Annotated in this window: 13 protein-coding genes; 6 read left to right on the top strand and 7 right to left on the bottom strand. The window is 41.4% G+C overall.

The window, feature by feature from the left end; translation table 11 throughout:
• Nucleotides 1-54: 54 nt before the first annotated feature.
• Nucleotides 55-1,290, top strand: coding sequence for a response regulator (locus tag NDQ71_RS09245; protein ID WP_301562638.1), 1,236 nt, complete (start codon nt 55-57; stop codon nt 1,288-1,290).
• On the opposite strand, the gene rarD is transcribed toward NDQ71_RS09245, so the two are convergent.
• Together rarD and NDQ71_RS09255 are read right to left on the bottom strand one after the other, a co-directional pair.
• Nucleotides 1,287-2,210 (bottom strand): EamA family transporter RarD, encoded by a 924-nt coding sequence (gene rarD, locus NDQ71_RS09250; protein WP_301562639.1) that lies wholly within the window; start codon nt 2,208-2,210, stop codon nt 1,287-1,289. The genes NDQ71_RS09245 and rarD overlap by 4 nt on opposite strands.
• Nucleotides 2,211-2,262: 52 nt before the next feature.
• A complete protein-coding gene (locus NDQ71_RS09255) occupies nt 2,263-2,718 on the bottom strand; it encodes a thioesterase family protein (protein ID WP_192541107.1) in 456 nt (151 codons plus the stop codon).
• A 372-nt stretch (nt 2,719-3,090) separates the two neighbouring features.
• Here NDQ71_RS09255 and recQ point away from each other — a divergent pair, with 372 nt between their 5' ends.
• The 4 genes from recQ (at nt 3,091) to NDQ71_RS09275 (ending at nt 7,624) form a co-directional block, all read left to right on the top strand.
• Nucleotides 3,091-4,914: a DNA helicase RecQ gene (recQ, locus tag NDQ71_RS09260; protein WP_192541108.1), complete on the top strand. Its 1,824-nt coding sequence runs from the start codon at nt 3,091-3,093 to the stop codon at nt 4,912-4,914.
• A 15-nt stretch (nt 4,915-4,929) separates the two neighbouring features.
• On the top strand, nt 4,930-5,229 hold the full coding sequence (locus NDQ71_RS09265) for a DUF3630 family protein (RefSeq protein WP_064667909.1): 300 nt from the start codon (nt 4,930-4,932) through the stop codon (nt 5,227-5,229).
• Between the two features lie 65 nt (nt 5,230-5,294).
• Entirely contained in the window at nt 5,295-7,004 is a 1,710-nt protein-coding gene (locus NDQ71_RS09270) for a BamA/TamA family outer membrane protein (protein WP_192541109.1), read from the top strand.
• Nucleotides 7,005-7,081: 77 nt separating this feature from the next.
• Entirely contained in the window at nt 7,082-7,624 is a 543-nt protein-coding gene (locus tag NDQ71_RS09275; protein ID WP_192541157.1) for a mechanosensitive ion channel domain-containing protein, read from the top strand.
• Nucleotides 7,625-7,703: 79 nt separating this feature from the next.
• Here the strand turns inward: NDQ71_RS09275 and NDQ71_RS09280 are convergent, their stop codons facing one another.
• Genes NDQ71_RS09280 through NDQ71_RS09290 form a run of 3 tightly spaced genes read right to left on the bottom strand, consistent with a single transcriptional unit; the run spans nt 7,704 to nt 10,093 of the window.
• Nucleotides 7,704-8,762 (bottom strand): succinylglutamate desuccinylase/aspartoacylase family protein, encoded by a 1,059-nt coding sequence (locus NDQ71_RS09280; protein WP_192541110.1) that lies wholly within the window; start codon nt 8,760-8,762, stop codon nt 7,704-7,706.
• Nucleotides 8,749-9,654, bottom strand: coding sequence for a 30S ribosomal protein S6--L-glutamate ligase (rimK, locus tag NDQ71_RS09285; RefSeq protein ID WP_192541111.1), 906 nt, complete (start codon nt 9,652-9,654; stop codon nt 8,749-8,751). The genes NDQ71_RS09280 and rimK overlap by 14 nt, the downstream gene beginning before the upstream one ends.
• 10 nt (nt 9,655-9,664) lie before the next feature.
• Complete coding sequence (locus NDQ71_RS09290) at nt 9,665-10,093, bottom strand: ATP-dependent zinc protease (RefSeq protein ID WP_192541112.1); 429 nt, start codon at nt 10,091-10,093, stop codon at nt 9,665-9,667.
• Nucleotides 10,094-10,243: 150 nt separating this feature from the next.
• On the opposite strand from NDQ71_RS09290, the gene NDQ71_RS09295 reads away from it, so the two are divergent.
• Nucleotides 10,244-11,215: a zinc transporter ZntB gene (locus NDQ71_RS09295; protein ID WP_192541113.1), complete on the top strand. Its 972-nt coding sequence runs from the start codon at nt 10,244-10,246 to the stop codon at nt 11,213-11,215.
• On the opposite strand, the gene NDQ71_RS09300 is transcribed toward NDQ71_RS09295, so the two are convergent.
• The gene (locus tag NDQ71_RS09300) at nt 11,193-11,417 is read right to left on the bottom strand and encodes a Rho-binding antiterminator (protein ID WP_192541114.1); all 225 of its coding nucleotides are present in this window, start codon (nt 11,415-11,417) and stop codon (nt 11,193-11,195) included. The two genes, NDQ71_RS09295 and NDQ71_RS09300, sit on opposite strands and share 23 nt — an antisense overlap.
• Nucleotides 11,418-11,497: 80 nt before the next feature.
• On the bottom strand, nt 11,498-13,648 hold the full coding sequence (locus NDQ71_RS09305) for a TonB-dependent siderophore receptor (RefSeq protein ID WP_192541115.1): 2,151 nt from the start codon (nt 13,646-13,648) through the stop codon (nt 11,498-11,500).
• Nucleotides 13,649-13,763 lie beyond the last annotated feature (115 nt).

The raw sequence follows: 13,763 nt of genomic DNA on the forward strand, positions 1-13,763 counted from the left end.
GTTACAACTTGTATAAGCAATACTATTTGGTCCGGCCAAAAAACAAGGTGTTACGTGACACGGAAAATACTCATCATTGAAGATACGCCAACTATAGCGCGAGTGCAAAAACACATTGCAATTAAAGTTGGCTATGATGCCGATATAGCAGACTCATTAGCGCAAGCGAAAGAGTTGATCAGTAAAAATCGCTATTTTTGCGCTGTTGTAGATTTTATTTTGCCTGATGCTCCGCAAGGTGAAGCAGTTCCCTGCACTATTGCAGCTGAAATCCCCACGATTGTAATGACTGGCAACATCGATTTAAAAACCCGTAATACTGTTGAAAAATACCCTATCATTGATTACATCACTAAAGAGAATAAACAAGCTTATCTATATTTAGAAAAACAATTGCAACGCCTACCTCGCAACGAAAATGTTAAAGTATTGGTGGTTGATGACTCAGTTGCTACTCGACGCCATATTTGTAACTTACTTAAACGTCATAAGTATCAGGTTTTAGAAGCTAATGATGGCATTGAAGCACTTGCCATTCTGGAGCAAACCCCAGATATAACGGTGATCATTACCGATAACGAAATGCCCAATATGAATGGTGATGAATTATGTACTGAGATCCGCCGTTTATACAGCAATGAGGAAAAAGCCATTATTGGTATTTCCGGTTCTGATACATCTCATCTTTCAGCACGCTTTTTAAAAAATGGCGCTAACGATTATTTACGTAAACCATTTAACAGCGAAGAGTTTTATTGTCGTTTGAGCCAAAACGTTGACATGTTAGAGCAAATTAACACTATTCGCTTGCAAGCCAATACTGACTATTTGACTAAATTACCTAATCGCCGTTACTTCTTTGAAGAAACAACTAAATCGTTAAAGCAACTGCAGCAACAAGGATTAATAACTTCTCTAGCGATGCTTGATATTGACCATTTTAAATCAATCAACGATAACTATGGCCATAATGCCGGCGATGAAGTACTGCGGGGACTGGCTAGCTGTTTTGCTAAATATTTTAAAAAGCATTTAGCCGCACGTTTAGGCGGTGAAGAATTTGCGGTTTTTTTTGCTGATACAGATAAAAATGAAGTAGTAAAACGCCTAGAGGGTTTTCGTCATTTCATTGAGCTCAATAGCCCTGAATTTAGTCAACAGAAAATTAAATTCACGTTATCTATTGGTTACGTACACCAACCTGTTTATCAAATCGATGAATTATTAAAACAGGCTGATATTAAGCTTTATGAGGCTAAAGAAACTGGCCGCAATAAAGTCAGTGCTTAAACTGGCTTAGTGGGTGCAGGGATATTTTCACGTTTGCGCTTTTGTGATTGTCGATATGAATCGTAGCTAAAAATTGCCAGCGCACTCCAAATACAGGCAAATGTTACTATGCGCTCACCGCTGAATACTTCACCATAAAACACCACGGCTAAAATAAACATTAAGCTTGGCCCAATGTACTGAAAAAATCCTAAGGTAGTATATTGCAATCGCTTAGCGGCGCCTATAAAGCACAATAACGGTAACGTCGTAATAACACCTGCGCTGATCAACAACGCATTGGTATGCCAATCATTAGCTGTAAAATCGGAGCTTACAGTAGGTACCATTAACCACCAATATACTAAAGCAACGGGCAATAAGATTAACGCTTCAAGTAATAACCCTGGTAATGATTCGATTGGCAATTTTTTACGTAGTAAGCCGTAGATCGCAAATGAGCTTGCTAATGACAAGGCAACAACCGGGAAAGAACCAAAGCTAATCACTTGGATCAGTACGCCACACAATGCCAACGCAACAGCAAACGCCTGCCATTTACGAAGCTTCTCTCCTAAAAATAGCATGCCGAGTAACACATTTAATAATGGATTAATGTAATAACCCAAACTCGCATCAAGCATATGGTCATTATTGACGGCCCAAATAAACAACCCCCAGTTAAAGCCCAGTAATGCGGCCGTGAGCACTAACATGGCAATTAACTTAGGTTGCTTGAAAATATATTGGACTTTATGCCACTGCTGCAACACAGCAACTATGATGGCGATAAATAATACCGACCATACTACTCTGTACATTAGTATTTCAAATGCCGAAATGTGCTGTAGTAATTTGAAGTATATAGGCGCTAAGCCCCACATAAAAAAAGCCATACAGGCTAAGATAACGCCTTTACGCTGTTCAGGATTAGTTGGCATAAATAAGTTCTAAACGTGTAAAAGGCGGCTAGTTTACTCTTCGAGTACAGTTTTATCCAACTAAATAAGTCCCTGTACCAAATGCTATTTGCACACTTTGTTCATTATGCAGCTCCATTCTACAGACACACACCTTGTTACCTGAACGAATAAGTTTTGCACTCGCAGTAAATTCGCTACCTTTACCTGGTCGCAAATAATCAGTTCGTAAGTCGATGGTACCTAAAGTAGCCAACTTTTTTTGTACGTTTGATATATCAAGCTCAGTGAGTTTATCAATCATTGCAGCCGCAGCAAGCATTCCACCAACATTATCTAGCACCGCTGATATCACCCCGCCATGGAGAATTTTTTGCGCCGGATTACCTATAAATACATCCTGCCAGGGGAAACTTATTTGCGCTTGCTCTGCATCTAAAAATTTTACTTTAATTTGTAAAAACTGATTAAACGGCATTTGTTCAACAAATACTTTTGCAACTTGATCAATTAAAATAGCTTTATTCATTATTATTAACCGCTTTTTATACCCAAACCACCTCAAAATACACGTTTCAGTTGGAATTAAAAGTGATTTAGGCAAGGCATTGATTGCAGGTAATAGTGGTTCTATTGTTAAAATCAATAACACAGTATAAATCGCTTTTAAACCAACCCCTTGGGCGTTTCACAGGCACTTACTCTCATCGTTGTTACTTCTTAAAAGGGAGTGCCATTCTTGCAAAGTAACGCCTTGATATTAAGCACCTGTGAAACGCTGAATTCTGCATCTTGAGGTGGTTTGGGTATATGACTGGTAAGATGAGTAAAGCACAACTAAAAAGAAAGTGCGATAAAAAGCACCTATGCAAGGTCGCCTAAAAGCTCTAAAATGAGCGTGATGAATACACCAATCCCCACACCAAGCGCCGTTGTGCGCAGCCCCGCCGCTATACTCAAACAAGTGTTTGGTTATAGCGAGTTTCGTGACGGCCAAGAAACGGTAATTAATGCAGCCCTTAACGGCCAAGACACCCTAGTATTATTACCCACAGGTGGTGGTAAATCTGTTTGCTATCAAGTACCAGCATTAGCGTTGAGTGGCTTAACCGTAGTGATTTCACCGCTGATCTCATTAATGCAGGATCAAGTGTCACAACTGCGAGCGCTTGGAGTAAAAGCGGCGTATATCAACAACAGCCTTAACCGCGACGAGCAACAACAGATATACCAACAACTGCACAGTGGTTTGATCAAACTTCTGTATGTTGCGCCTGAAAAAGTACTACAACACGAATTTAAAGAACGCTTAAGTCACCTGAATATTAGTTTATTTGCGATTGACGAAGCTCACTGTGTGTCACATTGGGGCCATGATTTTCGCCCGCATTACTGTCGACTAAGCGAGCTTAAACAGCATTTTCCACATGTGCCGATGATGGCGCTGACTGCCACTGCCGATAAAGCCACCCGCTTTGATATTGTTCAGCAGCTTGGTTTAACCACCCCCTATATTCATACTGGCAGTTTTGACAGACCCAATATTCGTTACACCATAGAAGAAAAGTTCAAGCCGCTGGCGCAATTACTTCGCTACTTAAAAGAACAACAAAATCAAAGTGGCATCATTTATTGCACCAGCCGTAAACGGGTTGACGAAATAGCAGAAAAAATTGCCGATGCAGGCATGAATGCAGCGGCTTACCACGCAGGGATGAGTAATGAACAGCGCCAATTTGTACAAACAGGCTTTGCTCGCGATGATATTCAAATCGTGGTTGCCACAGTGGCGTTTGGCATGGGGATTAATAAACCCAATGTACGGTTTGTACTCCATTACGATATTCCCAAAAGTATTGAGTCTTACTATCAAGAAACTGGGCGAGCTGGACGTGATGGTCTTGCGGCAGAAGCAATCATGTACTTTGATCCTGCTGATATTGGCCGGGTAAGACGTTTTTTTGAAGACATTGAAGATGAACAGCGCCGCCGCGTTGAAGAGCAACGCTTTAATGCCATGGCAAGCTTTGCAGAAGCACAAACCTGCCGCCGCCAAATACTGCTTAACTATTTTAGTGAATACCAACGTGAACCCTGTGGTAACTGTGATATTTGCCTGAACCCACCAAAAAGCTTCGATGGTACCTTAGTTGCCCAGCAAGCTCTGTCATGTGTGTATCGCGCCGAACAGCGCTTCGGTTTAGGTTACATCGTAGAATTACTACGCGGAGCTAACACCAGCCGTATTCGTGATAATAATCACCACCAGCTCAGTACTTATGGCATAGGCAAAGATCACAGTAGTGAATTTTGGCTGAGTATTTTACGCCAACTCATTCACCAAGGTTTGCTAAGTCAAGATATCACCCAAGGCTCTGCGCTGCGCTTAACTGAAGGCGCACGTGCCATTTTTAAAGGTGAATATGCGCTGCAATTGGCTGAGCCGCGCCTACAAGCTAAACACGTTTACCAAGATAAATTGGCTCAATTTAACTATGATAAAAAGCTGTTTGCAAAACTTCGTGCTCTGCGTAAAGAACTTGCTGATGCCGATGATGTGCCGCCATATGTGGTATTTAACGATAAAACACTCGCTGAAATGGCGCAGTTAATGCCAACCAATGACAGTGAGTTTCTCAAAGTCTCTGGGGTTGGCTTTACCAAACTTAACAAATACGGCAGCCCCTTTTTACAAGCTATTCGTAACTATTTAGCGGCTTCCTAAGTACAGAGTAACAGCATGACTGAATTTCAATTAGACACCCGCCATAATGCAATCATTATTAGCCCGAGCGAAATGCCTAATGATGATGACTTTGAACTATGGGCGCATTTATTTCTCCACGCACCCGAGATCACAATAAGCGAGTTTGCCAGTGGCGCGGACCGCCATCAATGCCGCTTTAGCTATGCAAACCAAAACTTTAATTTAAACTTCGAGCATTATAGTAATAGTGTCTGGATCAATGCAGAAGGTGTTGAAGCTGAGCAATTATTAGCTGTACTTGTCCATTATTTTCTTACCCAAATGCAACAATGAGGTGGACTTATACTGCAAGTTAGTGTGTAGTAAGCACAGACTAAAGTTCATTTTCAAGGATTTAAATGGCCGTAAGCAGATGTTTTAAGTTTCTACTTTTTAGCTGTTCAAGCTACCTGCTCTATGCCCCCTATTGTCTTGCGCAATCTGAGGCTCAAACCCAGCAAAGCTGTGATAAGCAACAGACTATTACTGCATCTGAAAAGAACTTATACCGCCAACTTGATGGCGAAGAGCTATTACCAGAAAAAACCCCCGATGCCAAAATAGCAAACATCAAACTTAATCAGCTCAACGTGTTTAATACTGAACTCGAAGAAGAAAATAACGCGCTATTTCGATTTGCTAATCGTGCACATATGACCACAGAACCTGATGTTATTAAAAGCATTCTGTTATTTGCCCCTGAAGATAACTATGAGCCAAGAAAACTGGCTGAATCAGAACGTTTATTACGTCGCCAAGGTTACTTATATGATGCCAATATTAGTGCCGAAACTAATTGCGATGGGCATATTGATGTCACTGTAGAAACCCGCGATTTATGGACATTACTGCCTGAGATAAGCTTTAGTCGCAGCGGCGGCGAAAATAAATCGAGTATCGGCTTTCGTGAGTCTAATTTACTTGGCTGGGGGAAACGCCTCTCACTGTCACGCACATCCGATGCCGAGCGCAATGGGTATTTATTTGTATACGATGATCCAAATATACTGTCTAGCCGCTACCGTGGCCGCGTTGAGTATTCTGATAACGATGATGGAAAACGCCATTTACTCGAGTTAACTTACCCGTTTTATTCCATTGATACACCTTATAGCTATGGATTGTTGAGTTACTCAGATCAACGCACCGAGTCGCTCTATAAAAGAGGCGAAGTGTTCAGCCAATTCTCCCAAAAAACCGAGTATAACCGTATTTACTTTGGCCACTCCAAACACCTTAGCAATAATTGGACGCAGCGTCTCAATGTAGGTTATACCCACGAACAACAAAGCTTTGCTAGCACTTCAGAAACCAATACGCCACTGGCTGAAAAACGAGAGTTAAGTTACCCCTATATAAGCGGCCACTGGTTTGAAGATCGCTTTGTAAAAGTAAGAAATTTCGACAGCATTTATCGCACTGAAGATCTCAATTTAGGGTGGAATCTACAAGCTTTACTCGGTTACTCCAGTGAAGAAGTAAGCAATGATGCAAGTCGTGCCATTTATTCCTTCAATGCTAAGAAAGCGCACTTTAGCGGTAATGATACGTTGTGGCGCTTTCATGCCAGCCTCGATGGTTATTGGAACGAAGAGCAAGGCAAAGTAGAGAACCTGTTAGCTAGTAGCCAAGTGCAATATTATTTAAATACCAGTTTAGAGCAATCCTGGTATGCCAGAATACGGCTTGATTATGCAAATAATCTCACTCCAGATCAGCAACTGAGCCTAGGCGGTGAAAATGGTTTACGTGGCTACCCGTTAGATTATCAACAAGGTGATCGCAGCTTTTTGGTCAATTTAGAAAAACGTTACTACTGGCAGTACGACTTGCTGCAACTTTTTAAGGTCGGTGGCGCTGCGTTTTTTGACATTGGACGTGCATGGTTTAACGATAAAAATAACGGCGATAATGGTCAAGTATTGAAAAATGTTGGCGTAGGTTTAAGACTCGCACCTAGCAGAGCCAATGCCGGTACAGTGATCCATTTAGATATTGCCGCTCCCCTTGATAAAGATGATGATGTGGATTCAATCCAATGGCTTGTCACGGTAAAAAATACCTTTTAAAGGTCATAAAAAACGCTAAAATACGGCTCTGATTAAACTGATTGGGACAACGTGTGGAACTACTTGATATTCTTAGTATGCAATATAGATGGGTGGTAACATTAGTTGCCTTACTGGTATTCCCATTGCTGTTAAAACTTACCAAAAAGCTGCTCGAAAAAACCATCAAAGGTAAGGTCGATATTCATCGTAAATACCGCGCAGAACTGCTACTAAAAATTATCCTCGCATTTGTAATGCTTTGTTTAGTCTTGGTGTTTTGGGGCATAGAGTTACGCGGTTTACTGGTTCTTGGCTCATCTTTGTTTGCCATGTTAGGTGTTGCACTGTTTGCTGCTTGGTCACTGTTAAGCAACCTCACCTCTTTTTTACTGATGTTTATTCAAAATGATTGCCGTGTTGGCTATTGGGTTAGAGTGATTGATGGCGCTAACTTTGTGGAAGGACGTATTGTTGAAATGGGTTTAATGAATGTGGTGCTCGAGCATATTGATGGTCATCGCGTTATTTACCCAAACAACTTGTTTGTTACTCGTCCAGTGATGGTGTTAAGCAATGAGCCAAAACCAACAAAAGTGGCTGCTACTAAACGTATTATTGGCCCCAAAAAGCCATCATAAATAGCGACTAGCTCAAGGTAAAAAAAAGCCGCTAAAGAAAGTCTCTTCAGCGGCTTTTTAATCAACCCGTTAAATTAGCTTAATTATTTAAATCAGCTGTTTTTAACTCATCTTCAATATCACTTATTTCATCAATAAAGGTTTCTAATTGCTGTTCAACTAAGCTATTTGCATGAGCAAAATACGCTAAGTGGAACACTGCATCACCTTCATTAACTAACGGCATGGTTTGCTGGCCGATCACGATACCACTGCGTGGTGCTAATAGCTCAAGCTCTGAGTCACCTAATGGGCTACTGATATACGCCAATATTTGGCCTTTCATCACTCGCTCACCCAGTGAGACTTGCGCGCGAACAATACCATCAACCTCGGCACGCACCCAACTAGTGGAGCTTGCAATAATCGGTTCAGGTAACTTTTTAGCGCGCTTACCACGGATCATTTTTAAATGTCGCATAACGTAATCTACGCCTTGCATACCTGCTGCAATGGCTATTGGATCAAAGCGTAATGCTTCACCGGCTTCATAAGTAATGACTGGAATACCAAGGTTAGCAGCTTCGCTGCGAAGTGAGCCATTACGTAAAGAAGCATCTATTACCGCCGGCGTACCAAATGCTTTCGCCATTTGTGCCGTGGCTTCATCACTTAAATTGGCACGTATTTGTGGCAAGTTAGTGCGATGAATCGCCCCGGTATGTAAATCAATAATGTGCGTACAATGAACAGCCACTTGCGAGAAGAACATATGTGCCATACGCCCAGCAAGCGAACCACGAATAGAACCCGGAAAACTACGGTTCATATCGCGACGATCCGGTAAATAACGTGACTTATGGATAAAACCAAATACGTTAACAATCGGCACAGCAATCAGCGTACCACGCAGCTGGTTAGCATCTATTTTTGCTAATAATTGGCGCACTACTTCTACGCCATTGAGTTCATCACCATGAATCGCTGCGCAGACCATTAATACTGGCCCTGCTTGCACACCATTCACCACTTCGATAGGAATATTTAACGGTGAGTGGGTATACAGCTTTGCAGCTTCCAAGGCCAGGGTTTTACGCTCGCCTACCCCCACCGTTTCGCCTAATAAAGTAAACGCACTATTGATTTTAACCTTTGCCACGCGTTGCGGTCCTTTTAGTCGCAGCGGTTTTTTCGATAAATTCGATCACCATGCCTGCAATATCTTTTCCTGTTGCTACTTCAATACCTTCAAGACCTGGTGAAGAGTTAACTTCCATTACCAAAGGTCCGCGAGATGAACGAAGTAAGTCAACCCCAGCGACATTCAAACCCATCGCTTTCGCTGCTGCCACTGCTGTTCTACGTTCTTCTGGCGTGATACGTACTAATGTTGCACTGCCACCGCGGTGTAAATTAGAACGGAACTCACCGTCTTGTGCTTGACGCTTCATCGCAGCAATCACTTTATCACCGAGTACGAAACAGCGGATATCAGCACCGCCTGCTTCTTTAATATATTCTTGTACCATGATATTAGCTTTTAAGCCCATAAAGGCTTCAATAACACTTTCAGCCGCTTTGCGCGTTTCTGCTAACACCACACCAATGCCTTGCGTGCCTTCCAATAATTTAATTACAACCGGAGCACCACCCACCATTTCAAGTAAGTCTTTTACGTCATCTGGCTTACTAGCAAAACCCGTTACCGGCATGCCTACGCCTTTACGCGATAATAACTGTAATGAACGTAATTTATCTCGCGAACGTGAAATTGCCACTGATTCATTCACAGGAAACACATTCATCATTTCGAATTGGCGTAAAACCGCACAGCCATAAAAAGTAACCGAAGCACCAATACGCGGAATGATAGTGTCAAAGTCTTTTAGATTTTCACCGCGATAGTGGATCTCTGGTTGCTCAGAGTTAATGTTCATATAACAACGCAGCGCATCGATCACTTTCACTTCATGGCCACGCAGCTGGGCAGCTTCGATTAAACGACGTGTTGAATATAAATTCTTATTACGAGATAAAATACCGATTTTCATAGTTAAAACCTTAACTATCTAATAAATGAGATAAAGCCGGATCAACGACTATACGATTTTCCATGGCTGTGCGCCCTAATAACATTCTGAACTTCATGCTTGCTCGGCTCGTTAAAGTCACCTCTATAGGCCAACTTTTATCACCAGCACAGAGCGTTGTTTCAATAAAATACCGTAGCTCTCGTTGCCCGCTTGAGCTCGTTACATACTTCATCTTTTTTACTTTAGCATGACACTGCACTTGAGTGTGTTCATCTTCTTGCAAAGGCTGGGCTATAAATTTAACCCACTTTTCACCTTCTCGCTCATATTCTTCAATATTAAGAGCATGAATACATGACGTACGGGCGCCTGTATCAATCTTAGCTTTAATTTGATTAATGCCAAGCTCAGGTAAACTCAGCCACTCACGCCAACCAACAATTATCTTTGCCGTCATAAATGTGCCCTTTAATAAAAAACTGTCTTATACGCTACACGCATTAAAACACCAATGAAATAATTTTATCAATTCGATTAGCCTATTTAATTGACCTAAGTCTCTCAATAGTCAACTATATTAACCATACAGTATTAACGAGATATTACTATGTTCAATGGTTTACTACATGCACTTATCCTTGATGAACAAGGCGGGGCACATACAATAGAGAACAGTGCAGAGCTAAATAATTGGCAACCAGCCCAAGGAAAACTTTGGGTTCACTTGGATTATAGTCAAACTGAAGCGATTGAGTGGCTAAGAAACAGCGAACAACTGACTGATTATGAACTTGCTTCATTAACAGCAGATGAAACACGCCCACGCATAACCCAAGCGACTAACGGCTGTATGTTATTTTTACGCGGCGTTAATTTAAATCCTGCGCAAAACCCTGAAGACATGGTGTCGATTCGTTTATTCATTAATGAAAATATTGTGATCACCACTCGAAAACGCCGTCTTCTTTCGATGCAAGATGTGCTAGCCTCATTAACAGCAAAAAATGGCCCGTGCAATATCTCGGAACTGATTTGCCAATTAACCCATAACCTCACTTCGCGTATGCAAAGTGTTATTGATGATCTGGACGATAACTTAGACGAATTTGAAGATGAAATTGACCAGCCAACTAAACGTTTCGATAATCAAGGCCTATCGCAATTACGTCGTCAAACTATTGGTTTAAAGCGCTATCTAAAGCCGCAAAAAGAAGCGCTAAGTACGCTAATAGTAAACAAATATAACTGGTTGGATGAAAGCGATAAAGCAAAATTGAATGAAACAACTCATTTGCTGATCCGTTTTATTGAGGAACTAGACAACTCAATCGAACGTGCGCAGATTATTCAGCAGACCGTTACCAATCAAGTTTCTGAGCAACTCAACCAGCGTATGTATGTGATGTCAGTGGTTGCCGCGTTGTTTTTACCACTTGGCTTTTTAACCGGCTTACTCGGCGTCAATGTGGGTGGTATTCCAGGTACCGAAAGCCCTTATGCATTTAGTGCATTTGTGATCTTTTTAATCGTATTAACGGGCGGGATCGGCGTGTATTTTAAAAATAAGAAATGGCTTTAATTTCATCAAGGCGGACTTTATGTTCGCCTTTTTCTTGACGTTCAATGAGTAAAAACTCACCTTGTCCCTTTAGGTTAAGTAAGTTTTTTGCGTTGCCAATTAACTCCTGATCATCTGTGGTGATAATTTTAACCCGCGCTGATTGCATGCAAAGCAGCTCATATTGATCATAATCGCCACATTTTATTGGTTGGTATTTCATAAATGTCCACTGTGAGTAAAAAGCTAAGTATAGCAAGCACAGCAAAAGAAAAGGCGCTATTACAGCGCCTTTATACTAACTTAGAAGTTGTAGCTAAAGCTTACTGATACACTTCGCGGTGCACCATAGCGATATAGGTTTGAGCTACCCGCAGTCATATAGTTATAGTACTTTTCGTCAAACAGGTTGTTCACGTTAGTTTGTACTTTCATTGCTTCGTTGATGTTATAACGAGCCATTAAATTAACCAGCGCGTATGAACCTTGCTCTACGTTAACAGTACTGCCTTTGGCATAGGATTTACTTTGCCAATTCAGGCCACCACCAATTGTTAGCTCAGGTAATTGATCAACAAATTGATAGGTGGTAAATAATTTAAACTGCTTACGAGGTGCTGTGGTGTTTATTTTAACATCATCAGCATCTTCAGCTTCAAACTGTGAATAACCGGCAGAGATGTTCCAACCATCAACAGGTTCCCCTATAGCTTCAAACTCAAAACCACGACTTTGCGTACCCTCAGCACCATAGTATGCTGACATTTGTTCTGCAGTCGGTACGTAATTAGGATCTTCAACGGCTAAGTTGTCTTGTTGAATATCAAAGATCGCAATTGAAGTTTGTAAGCGATCGTCAAAGTAAGCACTCTTTAAGCCAATTTCACTTGCTTTACCATCGATTGGATCTAAGTATTCACCGCTCGCATCTAAGTTATTCTGCGGTTTGAATATTTCTGTGTAGCTTGCATAAATACGGTGCTGAGAGTTCAGATCATATAAAGCACCAAAGTAAGGTACAAACACACCAGAATTACCGTAGTCTTGCTGTGCACCATAGTAGTAACGCTCGCGCTCCCACGATGAAATGCGACCACCACCAATCACTTTAAATGAATCGGTGATCGAAATACGTGTTGCAACGTAAAAGCCTTTTTGCTCAGTGTCATTATCATCTTGCACTGTCGCTTCTTCAGTCCAGTTTGGCTCTGCAATTGAGTCACCTTGGAAGTTATAAAAGTCTTCAATTGGAACAGCATCCCATGCAGAGCCACCAATAATAGGATCTGGGTCACGTGTACTTGTATCTCCTTTTTGTTTTGAATAAAGCGCGCCAACTACAAAGTCATGAGTTTGTTCAAACAGGTTATATTGACCTTTAAGTTGTATATCAACACTGTCTTGCTCTGTTGTGCCAAATGCAAAGTAACGTTGCCCAGTAAGCCCAGCCCCCGTCTCTTTATCTAACGCACCATATACATAAAATAATCGACTCTCTTTATCATATTTTGAGTGATTGTAATTTGCTGTTAGCTGCCAACCATTTGAAAACAAGTGATCAACCGAGGCAAAGTAGTTGGTATGTTCAGTCTCCCAGCGAGTCCAATCAACCGCCGTGGTCTTTGATACATTCCAATCAGTCTCTGTACCATCGGTATAGTAAGCTGGCAATGCGCCCCACACAGGCCCATGAGGATCACTTTTTTGATAGCTTCCGCCTACGCGAAAAGTGGTATCTGCAGATAAATCGGTTTCTAATACACCGTAAAAAATCTTTTTATTTTCTTCGTATAAGTCAATGTAAGATTCACTATCAACCACTTTAGCAACAACACGTCCTCGCACTGAACCACTGTCATTCAAGCCATTGGCAAGATCAACTGTTAGCTCCTTTTTATTCCAGCTTCCTATCGATAAATCAACATAGCCAGTTAAATCTGTATTACTCGCACGCTTACGAACGAGGTTTATTGAAGCAGACGGATCACCCGCTCCTGTTAATAAGCCTGTTGCACCGCGTACAAACTCGACACGCTCATAGATGGCGACATCTGCGGAGGTTTCACCAGAATCTCCAGCCAAACTCCATGATAATGGCACACCATCAATTTGATAATTAGATACGCTAAATCCACGTGACTGCATGGTGTTACGGACGTTATCCATTTTTGATGATGATAAACCCACAGTGTTATCAACCGCATCAATGATGGTATCAAGATCTTGGTCACGAATACGTTCGGCGGTAAAGACCGTAACTGACTGGGGGGTTTCACGGATAGATAAACCTAAGCCGGTCGCAGTATCTATATTTTCATTAACAACATATTTGCCATTAACAGTGATTTTTTCAATTTTATTTTCATCTTGGCTATCGTTTTCTGCGGCAGCTAGATTCATTGACATAAGCGCGACACTAACAGCTGTCGCAATTGGCAGTAGGGTAAAATGCATGGCGATACTCTAAGTAGAAGAAAAACAACAGCATTAACTTATCACGAATGATAATTAATTTCATCCTGATTTGTAGTATAATACACATTTAATTAAACTATTTTGCACGCTAACT

Source organism: Pseudoalteromonas sp. KG3 (assembly GCF_030436385.1).
Classification (GTDB): Bacteria; Pseudomonadota; Gammaproteobacteria; order Enterobacterales; family Alteromonadaceae; genus Pseudoalteromonas; species Pseudoalteromonas prydzensis.